We start from the raw sequence: 21740 nt of genomic DNA on the forward strand, positions 1-21740 counted from the left end.
CCGTGCCCTCCATTGTTCAGGAGACCCACGATGCACCTGCCCCGCTCCCTTGCCATGCTCGCCCTGCTGCCGCTGCTCGCCAGTTGCCAATCCTTCTTCAATCGCGCACCTGACGCGCCCTCCACCGCCGGTCTGACGCGCATGCAAGGCGCACTGCAAGGTGACAACGGCCGGCTGTTCTTCCAGCCCTGCGGCGATCCGCGCCGCTACGCGGTCATCGACAGCAACGACACCGGCGTGCTTCAGGAGGCCTCGCAGCTGGCGGGCAATCGCCCTGTGATCTACGCCGACCTGCGCGGGCGTTTCGATGCCAGCACAAATGGCGGCACTGATGGCCAGTTGCGCCTGCATCAACTGTATCGACTCGACCGCTCGCTGGCCGCGTGCAAGGATCCTGACTTCAAACTGTCCAGCCTGAGCGCCGGTGGCGAGTCTCCGCGCTGGCAGGTCAGGGTCACGGGCCAGGGCATGGTCGTGGACCGTGAAGGTCAGGCCCCCCTCGCGTTGCCCTACGTCGAAGAGCAGGTCGGCGGCGGTCGCTTCAACCTGTCCACCGAAGCCAACAACCAGCGCATCGAGCTGTGGGTGGCTCCCCAGCGCTGTGTCGATTCGCGCAACAACGGTGTGCAGTTCCTCTCCGCCGAACTGCGCGTGAACGGCGAGGTACAGCGTGGCTGCGCCACCTTCGGCGGAGCGCGCAACCAGTAACCCGCACCGTCCGGCGTTTTTTACCTGACGTCGGGCGGCGCATCGCGTTTATAATGCCGGGTTCTGTTATGCCCCCGGGGCGCGCCCGGATTTTTGGACCTGTCATGCTACGAATCACCGAACTCAAGTTGCCCCTGGACCACTCCGACGACGCCCTGCGCCCTGCCATCGTGCAGCGCCTGGGCATCGCCGACGCCGACCTGCTGGACTTCACCCTGTTCAAGCGCAGCTACGATGCGCGCAAGAAGAACAGCGAACTGCAGTTCATCTACACCATCGATCTGCAGGTGAACGGCGAAGCCGGCGTGCTCGAGCGCTTCGTCGATGACCACAACGTCAACGTGGCTCCGGATGTCAGCTACAAGGTCGTCGGGCATGCACCGCAGGACTATGCCCAGCGCCCCCTGGTGGTAGGTTTCGGACCTTGCGGTATCTTTGCCGCCCTGCTGCTCGCGCAGATGGGCTTCAAGCCCATCGTGCTCGAGCGTGGCAAGGAGGTGCGTCAGCGCACCAAGGACACCTGGGGCCTGTGGCGCAAGAACGTGCTGAACGCCGAATCCAACGTACAGTTCGGCGAGGGTGGCGCCGGTACCTTTTCCGACGGCAAGCTCTACAGCCAGATCAAGGACCCGTACCACCACGGGCGCAAGGTCCTGCATGAGTTCGTCAAGGCCGGCGCGCCCGAGGAAATCCTCTACGTCAGCAAGCCGCACATCGGGACGTTTCGCCTGACCGGCATGGTCGAGAACATGCGCCAGCAGATCATCGCCCTGGGCGGCGAGATCCGTTTCGAGCAAAAGGTCACCGATCTCTTGATCGACGGCGAGCGTCTGCAGGGTGTAGTCCTGGAAAGCGGCGAGCAGCTGCATTCCAATCACGTGATCATGGCTCTGGGGCACAGCGCCCGCGACACCTTCCGCATGCTGCACGCGCGCAACGTGTTCATGGAAGCCAAGCCTTTTTCCATCGGTTTCCGTATCGAGCATCCGCAAGGCATCATCGACCGGGCGCGGCTGGGCAAATACGCCGGGCATCCGAAGCTGGGCGCAGCTGACTACAAGCTGGTGTACCACGCCAAGAATGGCCGGTCGGTCTACAGCTTCTGCATGTGCCCGGGCGGTACCGTGGTGGCAGCGACGTCTGAACCGGGTCGCGTGGTCACCAACGGCATGAGCCAGTACTCGCGCAACGAGCGTAATGCCAACTCCGGTATCGTCGTCGGCATCACACCCGAGCAGGATTATCCAGGTGGCCCGCTGGCCGGGATCGAGCTGCAGGAGCAGCTCGAATCCACTGCGTATCTGCTGGGCGGCAGCAACTACCAGGCGCCCGCGCAACTGCTGGGCGACTTCGTGGCCGGCAAGCCGTCCACCGCACTGGGCAGCGTCGAGCCTTCCTACAAGCCCGGCGTCACTTTGGGCGACCTGGCGCTGTCGTTGCCGGAATTCGCCATCGAAGCGATCCGCGAAGCGCTGCCGGCCTTCGAGCGCCAGATCAGAGGCTTCTCGATGCACGACGCCGTACTGACCGGTATCGAGACCCGTACGTCCTCGCCGCTGCGCATCACCCGCGGCGTCGACTACCAGAGCCTCAATCTCAAAGGCCTGTTCCCAGCCGGTGAAGGCGCAGGCTATGCCGGCGGGATTCTCTCCGCCGGTGTCGACGGCGTACGCATCGCCGAAGCCGTGGCCCGCGACATTCTCGGCCTGCAACCGGCCTAGGTTGCCGATCGGCAAGCATGAAAAAACCGGCCGAGGCCGGTTTTTTCATGACAGGGTTCGCTTAGTGAGCGACGCGGCTGGTGCCGTCTACCGTCATGATGCGGACACGTTCGCCAACGCGGAAAATCTCGTTCTCCTGCACGGCCTGAACGTAGGCACGCATGCTGCCGTCATCCTCGCGCACGGTGATTTCCACGCCTTGAGTACGGGTGAAACCTTCCTCGGTCGCCGAACCCAACAAGCCACCGGCCACGGCGCCGATCACGGCCGCGACGATGCTGCCACGGCCACCGCCTACCGCGCTGCCGGCAACACCACCGACCACCGCGCCAGCACCGCCACCGATTGGCGTCTTGGTGCCTTCGATCTTGACCGGACGCAGCGACTCGATGGTGCCCATGCGCACGGTTTGCACGCGGCGCGCTTCATCGCGCGAATAGGAGTCGCCCGACAGATTGGAGGCGCATCCGCCCAGCAACAGGGACATCGTGGTGAAGCAGGCAACTAACAGAACTGACTTGCGCATTTTGGCAGGACTCCATGGGACGTGTGTTCATTAGACGCCGCAGGGCAACGGCTGTCACGACACGGTCTATAAAAATTTAAGTCATGTTGGCGTCAGACGGGGCTGATGCAGGCCAGAAAGCTCGACCGGCCACTGAACGTCTGGACAACGTTGAGTGGCAAAAGGTCAGAGCAGGGTCAGGGCGCCAGGCGTTCGCGGATCCACGAACCGGCGTCGAGGCGGTAGTTCAGGCGGTCGTGCAGGCGACTGGGTCGCCCCTGCCAGAACTCGATGCGATCAGGAACCAGACGGTAGCCGCCCCAGTGCGCCGGGCACTGCGGTTCGGTACCGCTGAAACGCTGCTCTGTCGCTTCAAGCAACGCTTGCAGTTCGCCACGATCGGCAATGACTTGGCTCTGCGGCGACGCCCAGGCACCCAGGCGACTGCCCAGTGGGCGGACCTGGTAATAGGCGTCGGACTCGGCCGCACTCACCTTGCTCACCCTCCCCTCGATGCGGACCTGCCGCTCGAGGGTCGGCCAGAAAAAAGTCATGGCCGCGAACGGCCGTTCCGCCAACTGCCGGCCCTTGGCGCTCTCGTAGTTGCTGAAGAAGGTAAAACCCTGTTCATCCAGGCCCTTGAGCAGCAACACGCGGCAGTGCGGACGACCGTCGGCATCGACGGTCGCCAGCGTCATCGCGTTGGCTTCCACCGGCGCCTGTTCGGTGTTGACCGCATCGCCGAACCACTGGCGAAACAGGCTGAACGGCTCGGACGGCGCCTGGGCCTCGTCCAGGCCATCGCGGGTGTAGCTACGGCGCATATCGGCCAGGGCTTGCGTCATGGCATCGATCCTTGCATCAGTGCGCCTTGGCCTGGTCGTTGTTCACGGCTTTCTTGGCGACAGCTTTCTTGGCCTCGGTTTTCTTGGCAGCCGGTGCAGCTTTCTTGGCCACGGCGGGCTTGGCTGCGGTCTTCTTGGCGGTAGCAGCCTTGGCTGGCGCCTTGGCGGCTGGCTTGGCAGCCGGCGCCGGCACAGCCTTGACGTCCTGGGTCGCCAGCATTTCAGCGGCGGTGAAGGTCGGCTGGTTGTACTTGGCCAGCAGCGCCAGCATGGTGTTCTGCGGGGTCAGGAGAATTTCCACGCGGCGGTTCAGCGACCGGCCTTCGACGCTGTCGTTGGCGGCGCGCGGCATGACCGAGCCCATGCCACGCAACGTCAGGCGGTCACGCTGCAGACCGCTGAGACGGAAGATCGAGGCGATCGACTGCGCGCGTTCCTGACTCAGTTTCTGGTTCAACGGTGCGGCACCACTGGTGTCGGCGTGGCCCAGAATCAGGACGGCGGTCTTGTGGTCGGCATCGATGGCCTTGGCCACACGGGTGATCGGGCCGAGGCTGATCGGCAGCAACATCGAAGGGCGGTCCGGGTTGAACGAAGAGTCGACCGGCGCGGTGATCACCAGCAGGTCTTCGCGACGCTCGAGCTCGAACTTGCTGTCCTTGATGGCTTCGCGCAGCTTCGGCTCATAGGCGTCGAGCCAGGCCTGGGTAACCTTGGGATCAACCTTGGGCACTTCGGCGACCTTGGCCTGAGCAGGCGTGCTGCTGGCACCGAATGGCCACCACCAGCGGCTTTCGCTGTCGGACTTGGAGTCGGCCTTGGCCACCTTTTCGTTGATGGCCTGCTCGACGTCCTTGTCAGCCGTCTTGCTGGCGACTGCGTCACGGCCAAATGGCCACCAGCTATGCCCGCCCTGGGCCGAGGAATCCTGGGGAGTTTGAGCACAACCGGTAGCGGCCAGGCACAAGGCAAACGCGATGGATTTATTCGGTGACATGGTGGTTCCACAAGGTGTTGGTAAATACAAACCGGTTTAACAAACCGGCCTAAATTATTGATTGATAGAGTAGTGCAGGCATAGCCCAACGGACGACCGCTGGTCGATTTCTGATCAATTGCTTCAGAGGCAAGCGCGCAGAACGCGGACCAGGTGCTGCGCTCGCGGGTCCATCAGTACATAGGGGCCCAGTGTATTCACGGCAAAGCCCAGGGCAACATCGTGCTCCGGATCGGCGAAGCCGACCGACCCCCCTGCTCCGGGATGACCGAAGGCACCGGCGCCAAGGCCGAAGGTGGCGTTGGCCACTGTCGGCTGATCGAGCATGCAGCCCAGACCGAATCGAGTTGGCGTCATCAGGGTCTTGTCCATGCCCAAGCTGTGTTCACGGGTCAGCTCTGCCAGCAGCTCGGGCTCGAGCAGGCTGCCATCGAGCAGGCCGGCGTAGAAACCGGCCAGACTGCGGGCATTGCCATGACCGTTCGCCGCAGGCTGCTCCATGCGGCGCCATTCCAGCTTGTTGGTGCTGGTCAGCACCGATGGCGGATTGGTGAAGGCGCGGGTGGCCATGGCTTCGGGTTCGCGCATGGTGACCTGCAACAGACGCTGGGCCGCTTCGTCGCCGACATTGCCCTTGCCACGGGCGATGTGTGCAACGCGATGAAACTCCTCGTCGGACAGCCCGACATGGAAGTCCAGCCCGAGAGGCCGGGCTACCCGCGCCATGATCGATTCGCCGGGGCCGCGATGATCGGCCCGGCGCAGCAGCTCGCCGACCAGCCAGCCGTAGGTGATGGCGGCATAGCCATGGCCCGTGCCCGGCGGCCACCACGGCGTTTCCGCGGCCAGTGCGGCGGTCATGCGTGGCCAGTCGTAGAGCGCTTCGGGCGGTAACAGGTCACGCAGGGCCGGCAGACCGGCCTGATGGCTGAGCAGATGACGCAGGGTGATCGATTGTTTGCCGGCTGCGGCGAACTCCGGCCAGTACTGTGCCACCGGCGCGTCCAGCGCCAGCTTGCCCTCGGCGACCAGCTGCAGGGCGGTCACGGCGGTGAAGGTCTTGGTGCAGGAGAACAGGTTGAGGATGGTATCGCTGTGCCAGGCCTGGGCACCGTCCTTGTCGGCGGTGCCCGCCCACAGGTCGACGACCGTTTCCCCACCGATCTGGATGCACAGTGCGGCACCGCGCTCCTGAGGGTTGTCGAACAATGCCGCGAACGCCTCGCGCACGGCTTCGAACTGCAGCTCGAAGTGACCTTGTATCTGCACCCTGACTCCCATCGACCGCGCGGCAAAAAATGAAGGGTATTGTTTCAGCGATTCAGCGCTTTGGGAACCGCTCTGCCAGGGAGAATTATTTCATCTGGCCAGCACAGGCCATCACGAAATTTCGCGGCGGAACGGTGGCAAGGCATTGAGGATCGCCTTGCCGTAGCGCTGGGTCACCAGGCGCCGATCGAGCAGCGTGATGGTGCCGCGGTCCTGCTCGGTACGCAGCAGCCGCCCGCAAGCCTGGATCAGGCGCAGAGAGGCATCGGGCACGCTGATCTCCATGAACGGGTTGCCGCCACGCGCTTCGATCCATTCCGCCAGCGCCGCCTCGACTGGGTCATCGGGCACCGCGAAGGGGATCTTGGCGATGATCACGTGCTCGCAGTAGGCGCCTGGCAGGTCGACCCCTTCGGCAAAGCTGGCAAGGCCGAACAGTACGCTGGAGTCACCGCCATCGACCCGCGCCTTGTGCTTGTTCAGGGTTTCCTGCTTGGACAGGTTGCCCTGGATGAACACCTGCTTGCGCCAGTCGCGGTCCAGCCCGTCGAACACGTCCTGCATCTGCTTGCGCGAGGAAAACAGCACCAGCGAGCCGCGGTAGCCTTCCACCAGGTCCGGCAGGTCACGGATGATGGCCGCCGTGTGCGCCGCCGCATCGCGGGGATCGGCACGCAAATCGGGAACCCGCAGCACGCCTGCCTGCTCATGGTGAAAGGGGCTGGGCACGATGGCAGTCACCGACGCTTTCGGTATACCGGCGCGCATGCGGAACCGATCGAACTTGCCCAAGGCAGTCAGGGTGGCCGACGTCACCAGGGCGCCGTAGGCAACGTTCCACAGGTTGCGACGCAGCATTTCCGCCGCCAGGATCGGGCTGGCATTGACCTCGATGTCATAGAGCGCACTGCTGTCGGCCAGGGTCAGCCAGCGGGCCATGGGCGGGCTGTCTTCGGGGTCTTCCGCGGTGAACGCGGTCCACAGCTCCCAGCTGCCCTGTGCGCGTGCCAGCAGGCTGCCGAACAGGGGGTACCACTCTTCGGCCTGGTGACTGGCGATGCCGACGTTCTTCTCGCCGTCCATGCCTTCCTTGAGCAGCTCGCTCAGGCGGGTGAACAGATCGGTCAGTTTGGAGAAGCCCTTCTTCAGCTCGATGCCCATTTCCCGCATGTGTTCGGGAATCACACCGCCCACGAAGCGATGGCGTGGCCGTTCGCGGCCTTCCATATCCTCACCCGGTTTGAAGTCCGCCAGTTGCTCGCAGGCGCTGAACATGAACTGCTGCTGGGTCTTGATCTCGCGGGCCAGCTCCGGAACCTGCTCGATCAGGCGCCCCAGGTCGCCGGGCAGCGGATGCTGGGCCAATAGCTTGGTCAGGTTCTTGGCCGTGGTTTCCAGCCAGTCGGCCGTGGAGCGCAGGCGGCTGTAGTGGGCGAAATGACCAATGGCCTTGTCGGGCAGGTGATGACCTTCGTCGAACACATAGACGGTGTCACGCGGATCGGGCAGTACTGCGCCGCCCCCCAACGCCAGGTCGGCGAGCACCATGTCATGGTTGGTGACGATCACATCGACCTTGCCCATCCCTTCACGCGCCTTGTAGAAGGCGCATTGCTGGAAGTTCGGGCAATGGCGGCTGGTGCACTGGCTGTGATCGGTGGTCAGGCGTGACCATTGCTGGTCTTCCAGGGCCACCGGCCAACTGTCGCGATCGCCGTCCCATTTATTGCCGGCCAGTTTCTCGATCATGCTGGTGAACAGTTTCTGGCTCGCCTCGTCGACCTCGATCTTGAAGCCTTCCTCTTCGAACAACTGCGCGGTCGCGCTCTGCGCATGACCCTCCTGCAGCAGCACGTCGAGCTTGGACAGGCACAGATAGCGCCCACGGCCCTTGGCCAGGGAGAAGGTGAAGTTCAGACCACTGTTGCGCATCAGGTCGGGCAGGTCCTTGAAGACGATCTGCTCCTGCAGCGCCACCGTGGCCGTGGCGATCACCAGGCGCTTGCCGGCTGCCTTGGCGACCGGAATGGCGGCCAGGCTGTAGGCTACCGTCTTGCCCGTACCGGTACCCGCCTCGACCGCCACCACGGCCGGATCGCCACTGCGACGACCTTCTTCATCGCAGGCGATGTCGCCCAATACCTTGGCGATTTCGGCAATCATCAGACGCTGGCCGTAGCGCGGCTTGAGGCTCTTGGCTTCGAGAAAACGCGTGTAGGCGCCCTGGATCGTGGTTTTGAGTTCGTTACTGATCATCGACTGGTCATGGCGAAAGGCTGGATATATTTTCAGTGTTTCTCATCGGGTCGCTATCATACCCTGCTCGACTTCGATGTGCTGGCTGGAGATAACCATGAGCGCCGACGGCGTCTTCCAAACCCTGCACGGGCTCGCTGCACTGATGTGGCTGGGCGGCATGCTCGCGAGCTGGATGATCCTGCGCCCCGCCGGGCTTGCAGCGGCTTCGCGAGCTCGGCGCTTGACGCGCCTGGCGGATATTTTCCCACAGGTATTCGGCTGGATCTGGGCAGCCGTGCTGATTCTTCCGATCAGCGGCGTCGCCTTGGTGCGCCTGCACTTCACCGGCTTCGAGACGGCACCACGCGATGTGCAGATCATGATGGGCCTGTACGTGATCATGGCGGCGCTGTTCCTGCGCATGCAGGGGCTGCAACTGCCCGCGCTGCGCAAAGCCGTCGCGGCCCAGGAATGGGCGGACGGCATGGCTGCCACGAAAAAACTGCGACGCCTGGCCATCGCAGGTCTGCTGCTGGGTCTGGCCGTCGTGGTGCTGGCCATGGCCAGACAGCTCAACGGCGTTTAAAAGCGCTGGACGCTCAAGGTGCCCGCTGCGCCCGCCTCGCCGACACGTCCCGGCAAGCCCTCACGGCCCGACTTGCCGCCTTCGGCGCGGTAAACCACGCAGCCCTTGGATTTGCCGCCGGCGCCTGCACGTCCCGGTACACCGGCTGCACCGCCCTGGCCGCCATCGGTGCGGACCTTGATCGATTCGCTGGCAAAGGTGGCCGGTACGCGCAGACGGACGTTGGCGCCAGACGCCCCCGGCAGGCCATCGCCACCATTGTCGCCATTGCCACCGCGTCCCGCCGAACCCCAGGTGCAGCCGGGCGCCTCGCCATTGCCGCCATCGAGACCGGCATAGCCATCGGCGCCCGCGCCGCCGCGCGCATCGATGTTCAATTCCTGAGCGTTGAGCGATTGCAGCTGTACGTCGAGATTACGCCCCGCGCGCGCCGCCTTTTGATGAGTGCCCGGTGCCCCACGGGCCAGAATCTGGCTGCCACTGCCCAGTTCGGCGTGCTGCGCCCGCAGGCGCAGTTCCTGCTCGCCCGGCACCACAGCGATGCGTGCCTCATGTCCCAGGCGCAATTGCTCGACACTGAGGTCGGTCAGGTTAGCCGGAATCAACAGGGTGCCGTAATCCGCCACGTCCAGCCGTTGCAGCTGCAGCACGCTGGAGCTGGCCGGCAGGCGCAGCAGGGAATGAGGTTCGACACTGACCGACTCGGCCAATGCCAGCGGCGCAAACAGTACTGCCAACAGACCCAGCTTACGCATGGCTAGCCTCGGTATCGAGCGGTGCAGGAATGGATTGGATATGAAAGATCCCGGCCAGCAGGATCTGCACGCGATCGAGCCAGGGATGGCTGCGCCCGCGCAGGCGCTTGTTGAAAGCGACGACTTCGATCACATGCAGCAGCAACAGCGTGCCGCCGGCCAGGTTGATCAATGCATGAAACGGTTTGACCATCGGCATGAACAGGTTGAGCAGCACCACCCACCAGAACAGCAGCGTCAGACATTTACCCAGAATCAGAAATCCTTTCATGTGCCCCCCACGGCATCGGCTAGGCGCACATTAACGGCTGGGGGGTGGCGGTGACCAGAGGCCGGCAGGAAAAAGCTCTGTCGGCCTCTATTCGTCAATGCGTCAGATGGATTTCCACGCGACGGTTCTTGGCCCGTCCGGCGTCGGTGTCATTGCTGTCGACCGGCTCGCTTTCGCCGCGGCCTTCGCTGCTCAGCTTGTCTGCCGCAACGCCTTGCGACAGAAGAAAGGAGACCACGCTGGCAGCACGCTGCTCGGACAGCTTCTGGTTGAAGCCATCGCTGCCGACGCTGTCGGTATGGCCGACGATCCTGACCGTGGCCACTTGGGAGGCCTTGATGCGCGAGGCCAAGGAAGTCAGCTCTGTACGAGCACTGCCGGTGAGTTCGGCGCTGCCGAATTCGAACGGCACATCGCCGGCATCGCTCAAGGTCACGACCTCGGGAATGTCCGCCACGGGCGGCTCAGGCGCCTTGGTAACCGCCGGATACACGGGCAACGGGCAGCCGTTGTGCTTGACCGGGGTGTTGGCCGGGGTATCGGGGCAACGGTCGCGGCGGTCGAACACGCCGGCTTCGTCTTTGGCGCCCTCCTGGGCATAGCAGACCAGGCCAGCGGCCCCGGCGCCCGCCCGACCGCCCCCGGCGGCCCCCGCGCCCCCTTCGATGGCACCCAGGCCACCACCGGCCAGACCGCCCAGCACGCTGCAAACCGGCCAGGTACGCGAATTCAGTGGAGATGCGCCATCACGGGTGGTACTGCAACCGCCCAGCACACCAGCGACCAGCAGAGCGGGAAGTACGGCCCGCGATAGATCTTTCAGCATCATTGAAGGCTCCTGAGTCGCCGGCGGGTGCCGGCAACTGAGAAGTAAAGCGTGCCGCCGGTCGATGTACAAGGCGACTGGCGGTCACTGGCAAAGGTTCAACGCTGGATGAGAATCTCGGTACGCCGGTTCATGGCGCGACCGTCTGCGGTGTTGTTGTCGGCGACCGGTTGAGCTTCGCCCATGCCTTTGACCGATACCACGCTGGCACGTGGCACGCCGCTGCTCACCAGGTAGTCAGTCACCGCCTTGGCGCGCTGCTCGGACAAGCGTTGGTTGTAGGCGTCTCTGCCAACACTGTCGGTATGACCGCTGACGCTCAGGCGCGCCGTGGTGGCCTCGGTTTTCAAGCGGGTAGCGACGGTATCGAGTTGCGCCCGGTCGGCGGCGGTGAGGGTGGCCTTGTCGAATTCGAAATGCACGTTGCGGATGACGATCGTTTCCTCCTTGGGCAGCGGTGCCGGTTCGGCGGCCACGGGCATCGGCGCTGGAGCGGGCGGTGGGCAACCGTTGGCGTCGACCGGGGTGCCTTTGGGCGTGCCGGGACACTTGTCGCGGCTGTCCGGTACGCCATCACCATCCTCGTCGCCATCGCCATGCACCCAGCAATAGGCGGCACCGACACCGGCCGCCGCTGCGCCGACACCGGCGGCCAGCGATCCGCTTTCGATGGCACCCAGCGCCGCGCCGGTCACGCCGCCCACGGCTGCACACATCGGCCAGTCGGTTTTCTGCAAGCCTGCGCAACCGGTCAGCACGCTGCTGACCAGGATCAAGGGTAACGCCGTCCGAACTATGCTCATCTAGGTTTCTCCTCAGGGAAATCGGCGACAGGGGCCGATGTTCAGGGAGTAAAGACTGCCCAGGCCATATGCGCCAGCAATAAGCCATGTCGGGACGGCTCAATCAGTGCTGGGCCATCAGGCCGAGGCCCTATAATGTGACGGCCAAGACCGAGGAGTAGCAATGACCGACGCATTTTCTGCCCGCACCCCGCAACAGGCCCTGGCGGCCCTGCTCGAACGCCATGCGCCCCAGCGCCTGCTGCTGATCGGCGCCAGCGACTTCCCCGCCCTGGCGGCGTTCGAGGCGGCGCACCCCGAAACCCAGGTCTCCAGAGCGGCACCCGGCCCCCTGCCCGCGCATCTGGCCGGACAGCGCTTCGACCTGGCGCTGGCGCTGGATTGCCTGGAACACCTGAGCAAGCCCGAAGGCACGCGCCTGCTGGCCGGCATCCGCAACCTCAATGCGAGCTGCATTGCCGTACTGGCCGACCCGGTCGCCAGCGGGTGGAACGACACCGACTTCTACGCCCTGGCCCTGCAGGCCAGCGAACGCTTTGCCCGCGACCAGCAGGTGCTCACGCTGTACACCTATGATGTGCGCGAATACAAACAAGTCCCGGATTGGCTCAACGCCAAGTTCTGGGCCAACCCGGAAAACTTCGGCAAGTATTGGTGGTGATATGAGCGTTTCGATCTGTCCGTGCGCAAGCGGCAATCTGCTGCCGGCCTGTTGTGGCCGCTATCACGAAGGCCAGCCGGCCCCCGACGCCCAGAGCCTGATGCGCTCGCGCTACAGCGCCTACGTGCTGGGCCTGGTCGATTATCTGGTGGCCACCACCCTGCACGCCCAGCAGGCCGGTCTCGACCGCCAGGCCATTGCCCAGTGGAGTTCTCAAAGTACCTGGCTGGGCCTGGAAGTCGTCGCGGCGGAAGTCTTCGGCGGCCAACCCGAACATGCCTTCGTGACCTTCAGCGCCCGCTGGCACGACAGCGCTGGCGAACACTGCCACCGCGAGCGCTCCGCCTTCGTGCAGCACGACGGCCGCTGGTACTTCATCGACCCGACCGTGCCGCTCAAGGCCAGCCGCAACGACAGCTGCCCCTGCGCGAGCGGGCAGAAGTTCAAAAAGTGCTGCCACAATTACCTATAAGCCAATTCTGTCCTGTAGGAATCACCATACCCAAGGCTTTCGCTGATGAGCACGGGTACGAACTTGCAGCCCCTAAGGAGTAGCTGTTCTTTGACATCGTCCTCAGCCTCAGCGACTAGTTCATCGCTGAGCTTGGTTTGGAGCCGACGGAATGAATCGTCAGCGTCGCTGACGGGATAGAATACCAAAGCAGGCGCTTTGAGCGTATGCACGAAAGCGGTCAGCTTTCAGCGTGGTTGCACGTCTCAGCGAATCAGTCGCCAGCGGCAACGCCATCACCCTGCCGGGCGTACTCCATCCAATACCATGAATACCAAAAACTCGCTTTTGCTCTGCTCTGGCTTCTGTCTATGGATAGACGAGGGTTGAAGCCGTTGGAGATCTCAATAGGCACGGCGGTGTGGGCGTCATCATCGATCAAGGTCATTCACGGGTGATAGGCGGTTCACGTCCACGGCCAACAAAGGCTGTAGCCAATCAGAGCCAGCAAACTCACAAAATACTCACAAGTTATCCACAGACGTGTGTATTGCAATACTCAATACACCGCATTATCTTGTATGCCAAGCGCAGCAAAGGCACTACATGTAGGGTTTTTGCTGCGTCAGGTGCCGATCCTGAGTGGATCGTGCGGAAGGAAAGACTGCGGATGAACACGAGACGTTTGGCGACAGAACGTGCTCACCCGCATCACCCCAAGGCAGGCATTCGAAGACGCATGACTCTGGAGAGAGCGGCCATTAAGCCAACACAGTGACATTGTCGTCAACTGTCAGCGGTCGGCGTCGTTCGCTCCAGATGATTGCACTAAGCAATCATATTGGAGATATCCCCTATGGGTACTCAGCTTCGTCGGCGCCATCGCGCGTCGCCCCCCCCTGTAAAAAATGTTTTCGTTCACGACTACCCCCGGTGGCGCTTCGGGCGGTGGGAGCATGTACGGCAACATTACCGCAGTATGCCGCACCAATTGATGCTCGACCTCTGAAGTAGCAGCTCCCACCCTGTAAGGGGTGGGGCTTTCTTCAGCACATTCTACAAAACCGCGCCTTTCAACTCCCCTGAACAAGGATGGTGATTATGAAATTGCACATAGCGGCGGCTGCACTGGCAGGAATGATCGGTAGCGTCACTGCTATGGCCGTCCCAATGGTTTACGGTCAAGGCTCCCAAAGCTGCGGGGAGTATGTTGCAGCTACGGACCGGGCAAGAAATGGGGATCAGTCCGCTGTCTATCCATTCACTGTTTGGATGTCCGGCTACGTGAGTTACGCGAGCGCCGTCTCGGGCGTCGAGTATTTCACAGGTCTGGACAACAAAGGTGTGCAGCTATCCATGGAGAACTACTGTAGAAGACACCCTCTGGACCGATTCGTGTCCGCTGTCACAAACCTGATGACAGAAATTATCGATCGAGATTCGTAGGTTGATTCTGCCCATGCTATATACCCCCTCGCTGGGAGCAAAGTTGCGCATCGAAGTATGATTGCTTGAGATGGCTGGAAAAGTAAACTGGGCGCTGTCATCTGTACCAGAACGGCTAAGCGCCCGGCAACACCTCGCTGTGGGAAGCTGACTAATTCCGTAAGAACTTCTTGGGGTTCAGTAGCCACGATAGGTGCTGGAATCATCGCTGAGGTAGGATGTAAACAACAAAAACCCGCAATTGGCAGGCTGTAGTGAGCATCTAGAGGCTATCAGACCTTGTTCCAGTGACGCTTCACTGTTCCAATACGGATACCAAATTCAGCGGCCACCTGAGCCTGTGTCATGTCATACGCCATCTCAGCGTGCACGGAACGCGTGATATCAGTGGCTTCGGGACGGCCAAGCTTCTTGCCTTCGGCCTTGGCACGTGTCAGTCCCTGGGTACGCTCGATAAGCAAGTCACGTTCGAACTCAGCTATAGCCCCTAGCACTTGCATGGTCATCGTGTCTGCTGCACTGGTGAGGTCCACACCTCCAAGGGCGAGGCAGTGAACACAAATGTCACTTTCTTTAAGGCGCTCGACAGTCTGACGCACGTCCATGGCGTTACGGCCCATGCGGTCAAGCTTGGTTACGATCAACACATCCCCTGATTCCATACGATCCATCAGTTTCTGAAAGCCGGGGCGTTCGCTGGTGGCGATGCTGCTGAAATGGATTCTTCGACTACCCGGCTCGCCTGTACGTCAAAGCCCGCGACTTTCGCCTCCTGCACATTGTTGGTGGTGAATTGCCCGGCAGTAGAAACGCGGCAGTGCAGGAAGGTGCATGACATGGTGAAGCCTCCGTATCCTTTAACGTAATATTGTTGTATCAACAATGCACGGGCCCTATTTTGTCGGTACTGGATACCGCCTGTCTGGAAGGGATCGTTTAACGTACGATTGATGATGCTACTTAACGAGTGGCACCTTGATATGAGCCAGCGGTAGCATGCAGGAACATCCCAATGGAGGCGCAGATATGAATTTATTCTCTCCCGCAGGCGGGCAAGACACGATCTACATCGAGCGGAATGGAGAGCGTCGGGGGCCTTTCAAATGCAACTTCGGCCACCCTAAGCAAACATCGTTGTTCTACAAAGAGTTTGATGTTGAAGAAGGCGATACGATTTTCCGACCTATACCGGGAAAGGAGGAGGTGTACACCGTTACAGCCGCTGGCTACAGCCCCGGCTTGGGCGGGCATAGCGGTATTCCGCCCCACTGGACAATCAAAACGGTGAAGAAGACAGCATATACGCCGCCGTCACTTGAAGCTTCACATGTGATCAATATCCACGGCTCGACTGGCATTCAAATTGGTAACCACAACGTTCAGCACCTTGAAGCAGGGCTAAAAGAGTTGCTTGCAGCAATCGACAAGTCAGAAGGCGAGCCGGGGGCCAAGGAGGAAGCAAAGGGTCGGCTGAAAGTGTTCCTTGAACACCCGCTCACAGCAAGTGCGGTGGGTGCCGGGCTGCCAGCCTTGATGGGCTTGCTTGGGGTTGGAGGCTGATCATTCGCTAAGGCTTGGGCTGGAGAGACCATTTCGGCGCTCCGCTGCTGAAAACGATGATTCTGGCCCAGCTCGAACGTTTTTTGCCGTCTGAAATCGTTCGGAAACTATCTTTCAACGCGTCACGCTTATCCATATAAGGCCAAAGGCCCCGGAAATACTGAGCTACAGGCGTGCTACAAATTTCAAAGCAGGTGAATACACCCGCCGCTGGCAGCGTATTGGCCGTATTTGAGGGCGTATTATAGGGTTTAAATCGAATTACGCTGCACGGGAAGCACTGCCATAATGGCCCAATCACACCGAGAACGAGCCCCATTATTCCACAAATAGACACGGGAAAAGGACACGACGCGCCTGTTACGGCGATGCAGATGATCCCACTACCGGCATCGACGCCATACGGCAACTTCCTGCTGAAGCACATGACTATCATGGGCAGGCTAGACGAGGCGAATCGCCAAATTGAAGTTGCTTACACCGAATGGGGGAGATTCATAGCTCAACAATTCCAGCCGAGCGTGGAACTGTCAAAGGCGTACGACCTGCATAGATTCGCCATGGAATATGCCACTACCTAACTCCGACGCGTTGCAGATGAACTCATCGCCCTTCTGTGGTGCCTCGATTCCTACCGTCAACAAGGACAGTACCCGGAGCGGATAGAAATTGATTCCATCGGAATGATGTTTAGAAAAAAAGACTATCCGGGACCAGATGGCTTGCTTCAGCCCCACTACAATATGCTTCGGGCGTTGAACGACATCAGCAATGCTAAGAAGCACTCTTTTATCGACTCGGATGTCACCGTTGCTGGTGTCGATGAGCCAGCCATATCAGCTTTGGCTCAAAAAAATAGTGCCCATGCGAACGAACCGAAATTCTACGTTGTGGCACTGTCAAAGCGGTAGCTGACTACAACCCCTTCCTGCACGATTGCAACAAATGGCTGCGAGCGCACGCTGAACCACCTGCTCCCATCGCCCCGGGCCGCGCTATTTGATCCAGTTACCTCATGGAAGTAAATCGACTCATACGTTGCCGTATCGGCTTGTAGCGGCGTGGGAGCGACATCTAACACGCATCCATCAGGCTCATCACGAGACTTGTGAATGTCATTGAGCACGTATAGAAGCGCTGCTGGTGTCACTGTAGCTACCACGACAGAAGCCAGCGATAGCACCTGAAGCGTTAATTTGCCCAATGTGGCCATATATTAAAGGGTTGGCACGAGTGCTTCGGCTATGCCTGCCAGTTCTTTGCCGTAAAACACGGCGAAAAAGTCGGGTAATAGGCCTGATTCGAGGATGAAGAATCACGATGGTGTACCCGTTTTTGTGCACTTGGTGATGAATGCTGCCAACTGGTCAAGGTCTGGACGAATCACAGCATGACGCTGTAGCTCAGCAGCGAAGATATCCATCGGATACACATCCTGTGTCAGCAGCTTGAATCCTTTCCCCTCCTTGCCCAGAAGTGCTGCCTTGAATGCTGACAGCGCTTTGGTCGACATACCATCCAGATTAGCAAGGTATTCGGCGTGTTCTGGCACGCCTGGGTCAAGATAGTCGTGAAACCAAGACAGCGTTTTATGGCGTGTAGAGGGCTAGAGTTTCACGGCTTTGACGAACTCGGTGATCACACCTTCGCCTAGGAACTGAATGATTCGGGCGACTGTGGACAATCGGCTGTCGCCCTTGTGTATCATGTAGTGGAATTCCGGCTGTGCACGGGGAATGCTTACGCTATGGCCAAAATGCTTTGTGCAGTGGGAGCGGTTCATGTTCAATGGAGCGATTAACAGATTGTTAGCGTGGAACAGGCCGATGGCCGATTGGCCCTTCATAAAGTGGATATGGCTCATGGCGTATTTGCGTATATCGCCGTACTGATTTGCACTAAAGGTAGCGCTTGTACAGGACGTACAGGGTTGCATAACATCAGAAGTGCTGCGCCAGCTACATCAGCCAATGACCCTGAGATGGGAAATGTCCGGCACCTGAATGCTTTCCTCGTGCCGCAACTGCCCCATGTCGCTGCCTGCGGGCGCCAGGCTGAACTGCTGCAGGTTGAGGTTCGGCGCACGTACTGCGGGCTTTTCCTCCTGCAGATCGGCGCCCACCTCGGCGATGGCGAAATCGGGGGCGTCGACGGCCACGAACGCCGCCATGTAGGCATCGCGCGGCACGACCTCGGCGCGGCGTGCCACGGCCATGGGTTTCTGGCCGAAGTCACCTGCCGCGGCGGGCGCGGTCATGATGATTTCCTCGATCTCCTGGGCCATCTCGTCGATGCTCGCCACCGCGCCTGCGCGCGCCAGGGCTGCGCGGTACTTTTCCGCCGCCTGGGCGTCAAGGTTGTTCTTGAGCACAAGTCGGCGCCCGGAAAACAGCAGCTCGATACGCTGGGCATCGGCCTTGAACAGGGTCGCCAGGTTGCTCTTGACCTGATCCAGCGACGCGCCAGGCACGCATTCACCGCTGAAAACGATCTCGTACAAGCTCATGGCAACTCTCCTGGCGTGACACCGTTGCCGGCAGTGGGGATGGGCAGCTAGATGCCGAAGGGCCAGCACCGTGACGGTGATTATGGACCACGATGTTTCGGCGCAACAAGCTCGCCCTTGTCATGCGCACGGGCCTTGTTAGACTCAGGGCAAATCCAGAGGTCCGCGCCATGTCCGCTTGCACTCTCGTTCTGCGCAGCATCGGCTTGCTCTCAGTGCTGGCGCTCACGGGATGCGCAACCTGGTTCACCGGCAACTACGAGGACCCCAAGGTGCACCTGGTCAAGGTCGAAGTGGTCAAGGCCAACCTGCTGCAGCAGCGCTTTATCCTCCGGTTTCGCATCGACAACCCCAACCGCCGCAGCCTGCCCGTACGTGGCATGAGCTACAACGTGCGCCTGGAAGACATGCTGCTCACCGAGGGCGAGACGAGCGACTGGTTCAGCGTGGCCGGCAGAAGCGGCGAATACTATGAAGTGCCGGTGCGTACCAACCTCTGGCAACACGTGCGCGAGTTGTCGAAGCTGCTCAAGCATCCGGATCGACCGATCCGCTACGAGCTTCGCGGTGAACTGCGTACCGGGGTGCTGTTCGGTCACGATGTGGTGTTGAATCACACCGGTGAAATCAACGCCCGCGGCCTGCCCGGCCACTGACCATCGCAAAGATTCTTGGCGCAGCCCTTCTATTCCAGACCCAGGGTGAGATAATTCCGGCCAATTTCAATCACGGAGCTCCCCCGATGTCCCAGCAACCTCACGTGCACGGTCCTGACTGCAACCACGATCACGACCATCACCATGAGCACGACCACGGTCACGTGCATGGCCCGCACTGCAATCATGCTCCGCAGGAGCCGGTGCGCAATGCCCTCAAGGACGTCGGCCGCAACGATCCGTGCCCGTGCGGCAGCGACAAGAAATTCAAGAAGTGCCACGGCGCCTAAGCCGAGCCTCTGCGTGAAGGGGCTGCGTTCCGGCAGTCCCCTCTGTAACCCGAGACCTAGCCCGAGGCTGACCGCATCGCATACTGTCCGCAAGCGGCTCGACCCAGGCAAAAATAACCCCCGCCAGACGCTTGCGCGCTTCCTTCTCCCTCTCTAACGTAGCGCCTTTTACGCCAGCCCCCGCAGGAGCTTCGCCATGGCCTCGCCCGCCCGTTCTTTCTTCATGCCCAAGTTCGGCTGCGCCGCCGTGGTGACAGGCATGCTTAGCCTGACTGGCTGTCAACAATGGCTGGGCGGCTCTGCCGAACAAAGCCTGCCGCCCAGCGTGGGCGTACAGCCGCTCAAGGGTCTGGCGCAGAACGTCTCGGTGCGGCGCAACGGCCTGGGGATGCCGCTGATCGAGAGCAACACCTTCCACGACGCCCTGTTTGCTCAAGGGTATGTCGCCGCCAGCGACCGTATCACTCAGATGGTACGCATGCGCCTGTTGGCTCAGGGGCGCCTGGCCGAGCTGGACGGTGCCGATGCACTGGACAGCGACCGCCTGCTGCGCAGGATCAACCTGAAGAAGAACGCCGACCAGCTGTACGCCGCTGCATCACCGCGGCTCAAGCGCTTCTTCGATGTCTACGCGCGGGGCGTGAACGCCTACCTGTTCCGCTATCGCGGCAAGCTGCCGGCACCGCTCAGTGGCTACACCCCCGAATACTGGAAGGCCGAAGACTCGGCGCTGATGTTCGCCCTGTGGTCGTTCAGCCAGTCGCTCAACCTGCAGGAAGAGCTGGGCTCGCTGGCACTGGCGCAGAAAGTGGGCACCGACAAACTGGCCTGGCTGCTGCCGGTCTATCCGGACGAGAGCCTGCCGTTCACCGAGGCCGAGAAACTCAAGGGTGTGTCTCTGGGCAACTCGCTGACCCATGTGGCGGGGCTCGGCACTTTGAACCATGAACTCGAGCGACTCGGCACGGCCAGCTCCAGCAACTGGGCCATCGCCCCGCAACGCGCGCGGTCCGGAAAAAGCCTGTTCGCCAACGATCTACATGCCGCCACTGCGGTACCCTCCGCCTGGAGCTTCGTCCAGCTGCGGGCACCGCGTTATCAGGCCGCGGGCGTCGCCCTGGCCGGTCTGCCGGGCGTGCTCACAGGCTTCAATGGTCAAGTGGCCTGGGGCATGTCGGCCGTGATGGGCGACAACCAGGATCTGTTTGTGGAAAAGGTCAAAAGCGAAGGCGGCCGCGTGCTTTATCAGTCTAACGGCAAATGGCTACCGACGCGGGTACGTCAGGAAACCTTCCTGGCCAAGGGGCAGCGGCCACTGCGCGAAGCCGTGTACGAAACCGGACATGGTGCCCTGCTCAACGACCTCGCCGGCCTGTCGGCCAGCGGTGGCTATGGCCTGGCCTTGCAACTGCCGGACCTGACCGAAGACAAGAGCCTGGACGCCCTGTTCGATCTGTCGCGCGCCAGCAATGTCGAGAAGGCCTCGGATGCCAGCCGGCAGATCCGCGCGGTGGCTACCAACCTGCTGTTCGCCGACGCCAACAGCATCGGCTGGCAAGTCACCGGCCGTTTCCCCAATCGCCTCGAGGGCAAGGGCATGCTGCCCTCCCCCGGCTGGGATGGCCGGTATGACTGGGACGGCCTGGCCGACCCGATGCTGCATCCCTACGACCAGGACCCGCCGCAGGGCTGGCTGGGGACCGCCAACCAGCGCATCGTGCCGCCGGGTTACGGTATTCAGCTCTCCAACGGCTGGTACTACCCTGAGCGCAGCGAGCGCCTCGCGGAACTGGCCGGCGCCGGCAAGCATGACACCCGCAGCATGATCGCCATGCAGTCCGACCAGACCACCCCGTTCGCCGCCAAACTGAAGAAGATGTTTCTCGCACCCGGCATGGTGCAACCGCTGAAGAGCGCCATCGACGCCCTGCCCGACGCCGATCGCACCAAGGCCCGGGAGGCCTACACCCGGCTGATGGCCTTCGATGGCCGGCTGAGCGCGCAATCCGCTGACGCCGCGTTGTACGAGCTGTTTTTGCAACAAAGCATGCAGCGCACCTTCCTCGACGAACTGGGGCCGATCGACAGCGCCGCCTGGAAGGCCTTCGTCGCTCAGGGCATGGCTTCCTACTCGGCCCAGGCCGATCATCTGCTGGGCCGCGACGACAGCCCGTTCTGGGACGACGTGACCACGCCTCAGAAGGAAGACAAGCCTGCCATCCTGGCTCGCAGCCTGGCTGCGGCGGTTACTGCTGGCGAGACACAACTGGGCGCCGACCGCAGCAAATGGCAGTGGGGCCGCCTGCACCGCACCAGCTGGACGGACGCCGCTGGCCAGACAGTACGCGGTCCGGTGGCCACTGGCGGGGATCACACCACGCTCAATGCCGCAGCCTACCGGTGGGGCGACAGCTTCGACACCGCGTCGATACCGGCCCTGCGCATCGTCGTCGACTTCGCCCAGACCGAACCCATGATCGGCCTCAACAGCAGCGGGCAATCCGGTAATCCGGCCAGTGCCAACTACGCCGATGGCATCGATGCCTGGCTCAAGAATCAGTACGTCAGCTTTCCAATGCAGCCGCAGAACTTCGAGAAGGCCTATGGCATCAAGCGACTGACGCTGACGCCGCAGAAGTAACCACC

21 protein-coding genes and 1 pseudogene are annotated in these 21740 nt (G+C 61.6%); 9 read left to right on the forward strand and 13 right to left on the reverse strand.

Annotation, left to right across the window (positions count from 1 at the left end):
• Positions 1-30: 30 nt before the first annotated feature.
• Together AC788_RS19520 and AC788_RS19525 are read left to right on the forward strand one after the other, a co-directional pair.
• Positions 31-708, forward strand: a complete 678-nt coding sequence (locus AC788_RS19520; protein ID WP_049862200.1) for a hypothetical protein — start codon at positions 31-33, stop codon at positions 706-708.
• A gap of 104 nt (positions 709-812) precedes the next feature.
• On the forward strand, positions 813-2429 hold the full coding sequence (locus tag AC788_RS19525; RefSeq protein WP_049862201.1) for an NAD(P)/FAD-dependent oxidoreductase: 1617 nt from the start codon (positions 813-815) through the stop codon (positions 2427-2429).
• Positions 2430-2490: 61 nt separating this feature from the next.
• Here AC788_RS19525 and AC788_RS19530 read toward each other — a convergent pair whose 3' ends face one another.
• From AC788_RS19530 to dinG, 5 genes are all read right to left on the reverse strand, one after another.
• Complete coding sequence (locus AC788_RS19530) at positions 2491-2955, reverse strand: glycine zipper 2TM domain-containing protein (protein ID WP_049862202.1); 465 nt, start codon at positions 2953-2955, stop codon at positions 2491-2493.
• Positions 2956-3131: 176 nt separating this feature from the next.
• A complete protein-coding gene (gene pdxH / locus AC788_RS19535; protein ID WP_049862203.1) occupies positions 3132-3779 on the reverse strand; it encodes a pyridoxamine 5'-phosphate oxidase in 648 nt (215 codons plus the stop codon).
• Positions 3780-3795: 16 nt separating this feature from the next.
• Entirely contained in the window at positions 3796-4776 is a 981-nt protein-coding gene (locus AC788_RS19540; RefSeq protein WP_049862204.1) for an OmpA family protein, read from the reverse strand.
• 123 nt (positions 4777-4899) lie between these two features.
• Entirely contained in the window at positions 4900-6045 is a 1146-nt protein-coding gene (locus AC788_RS19545) for a serine hydrolase domain-containing protein (protein WP_049862205.1), read from the reverse strand.
• A 111-nt stretch (positions 6046-6156) separates the two neighbouring features.
• Positions 6157-8301, reverse strand: coding sequence for an ATP-dependent DNA helicase DinG (dinG, locus tag AC788_RS19550; protein WP_049862206.1), 2145 nt, complete (start codon positions 8299-8301; stop codon positions 6157-6159).
• 97 nt (positions 8302-8398) lie between these two features.
• On the opposite strand from dinG, the gene AC788_RS19555 reads away from it, so the two are divergent.
• Positions 8399-8869 carry a DUF2269 family protein gene (locus AC788_RS19555; RefSeq protein ID WP_049862207.1) on the forward strand — a complete coding sequence of 157 codons (471 nt, stop codon included), beginning with the start codon at positions 8399-8401 and terminating at the stop codon, positions 8867-8869.
• On the opposite strand, the gene AC788_RS19560 is transcribed toward AC788_RS19555, so the two are convergent.
• From AC788_RS19560 to AC788_RS19575, 4 genes are all read right to left on the reverse strand, one after another.
• Positions 8866-9624, reverse strand: coding sequence for a hypothetical protein (locus AC788_RS19560; protein WP_049862208.1), 759 nt, complete (start codon positions 9622-9624; stop codon positions 8866-8868). The two genes, AC788_RS19555 and AC788_RS19560, sit on opposite strands and share 4 nt — an antisense overlap.
• Complete coding sequence (locus AC788_RS19565) at positions 9617-9895, reverse strand: DUF1145 domain-containing protein (RefSeq protein WP_049862209.1); 279 nt, start codon at positions 9893-9895, stop codon at positions 9617-9619. Before AC788_RS19565 ends, AC788_RS19560 begins: the two co-directional genes overlap by 8 nt.
• 94 nt (positions 9896-9989) lie before the next feature.
• The gene (locus tag AC788_RS19570; RefSeq protein ID WP_236690550.1) at positions 9990-10718 is read right to left on the reverse strand and encodes an OmpA family protein; all 729 of its coding nucleotides are present in this window, start codon (positions 10716-10718) and stop codon (positions 9990-9992) included.
• A 101-nt stretch (positions 10719-10819) separates the two neighbouring features.
• Positions 10820-11524, reverse strand: a complete 705-nt coding sequence (locus AC788_RS19575) for an OmpA family protein (RefSeq protein WP_049862210.1) — start codon at positions 11522-11524, stop codon at positions 10820-10822.
• A 163-nt stretch (positions 11525-11687) separates the two neighbouring features.
• On the opposite strand from AC788_RS19575, the gene AC788_RS19580 reads away from it, so the two are divergent.
• Positions 11688-12185, forward strand: a complete 498-nt coding sequence (locus AC788_RS19580) for a DUF6231 family protein (RefSeq protein WP_049862211.1) — start codon at positions 11688-11690, stop codon at positions 12183-12185.
• Between the two features lies 1 nt (position 12186).
• Positions 12187-12657 carry a YchJ family protein gene (locus tag AC788_RS19585; RefSeq protein ID WP_049862212.1) on the forward strand — a complete coding sequence of 157 codons (471 nt, stop codon included), beginning with the start codon at positions 12187-12189 and terminating at the stop codon, positions 12655-12657.
• Between the two features lie 1697 nt (positions 12658-14354).
• On the opposite strand, the pseudogene AC788_RS19600 reads toward AC788_RS19585, so the two are convergent.
• Positions 14355-14920: pseudogene (locus tag AC788_RS19600) on the reverse strand (recombinase family protein).
• 188 nt (positions 14921-15108) lie between these two features.
• Between AC788_RS19600 and AC788_RS19605 the strand changes: the two are divergent.
• Positions 15109-15642 (forward strand): RIP homotypic interaction motif-containing protein, encoded by a 534-nt coding sequence (locus AC788_RS19605; protein WP_049862215.1) that lies wholly within the window; start codon positions 15109-15111, stop codon positions 15640-15642.
• 1315 nt (positions 15643-16957) lie between these two features.
• On the opposite strand, the gene AC788_RS19620 is transcribed toward AC788_RS19605, so the two are convergent.
• From AC788_RS19620 to AC788_RS19630, 3 genes are all read right to left on the reverse strand, one after another.
• Positions 16958-17194, reverse strand: a complete 237-nt coding sequence (locus AC788_RS19620) for a hypothetical protein (RefSeq protein WP_152965773.1) — start codon at positions 17192-17194, stop codon at positions 16958-16960.
• Positions 17195-17248: 54 nt separating this feature from the next.
• Complete coding sequence (locus tag AC788_RS19625; RefSeq protein WP_152965774.1) at positions 17249-17506, reverse strand: hypothetical protein; 258 nt, start codon at positions 17504-17506, stop codon at positions 17249-17251.
• A gap of 99 nt (positions 17507-17605) precedes the next feature.
• Entirely contained in the window at positions 17606-18148 is a 543-nt protein-coding gene (locus AC788_RS19630; protein WP_049862220.1) for a hypothetical protein, read from the reverse strand.
• Between the two features lie 170 nt (positions 18149-18318).
• On the opposite strand from AC788_RS19630, the gene AC788_RS19635 reads away from it, so the two are divergent.
• The 3 genes from AC788_RS19635 to AC788_RS19645 all read left to right on the forward strand — a co-directional run bounded on the left by AC788_RS19635 (position 18319) and on the right by AC788_RS19645 (position 21735).
• Positions 18319-18804, forward strand: coding sequence for an LEA type 2 family protein (locus tag AC788_RS19635; protein WP_049862221.1), 486 nt, complete (start codon positions 18319-18321; stop codon positions 18802-18804).
• Between the two features lie 86 nt (positions 18805-18890).
• Positions 18891-19094 carry an SEC-C metal-binding domain-containing protein gene (locus tag AC788_RS21495; RefSeq protein WP_082223728.1) on the forward strand — a complete coding sequence of 68 codons (204 nt, stop codon included), beginning with the start codon at positions 18891-18893 and terminating at the stop codon, positions 19092-19094.
• A gap of 196 nt (positions 19095-19290) precedes the next feature.
• Complete coding sequence (locus AC788_RS19645; protein WP_049862222.1) at positions 19291-21735, forward strand: penicillin acylase family protein; 2445 nt, start codon at positions 19291-19293, stop codon at positions 21733-21735.
• Positions 21736-21740: the final 5 nt, after the last annotated feature.

It is taken from the genome of Pseudomonas sp. RIT-PI-a (assembly GCF_001187875.1).
Classification (GTDB): Bacteria; Pseudomonadota; Gammaproteobacteria; order Pseudomonadales; family Pseudomonadaceae; genus Aquipseudomonas; species Aquipseudomonas coleopterorum.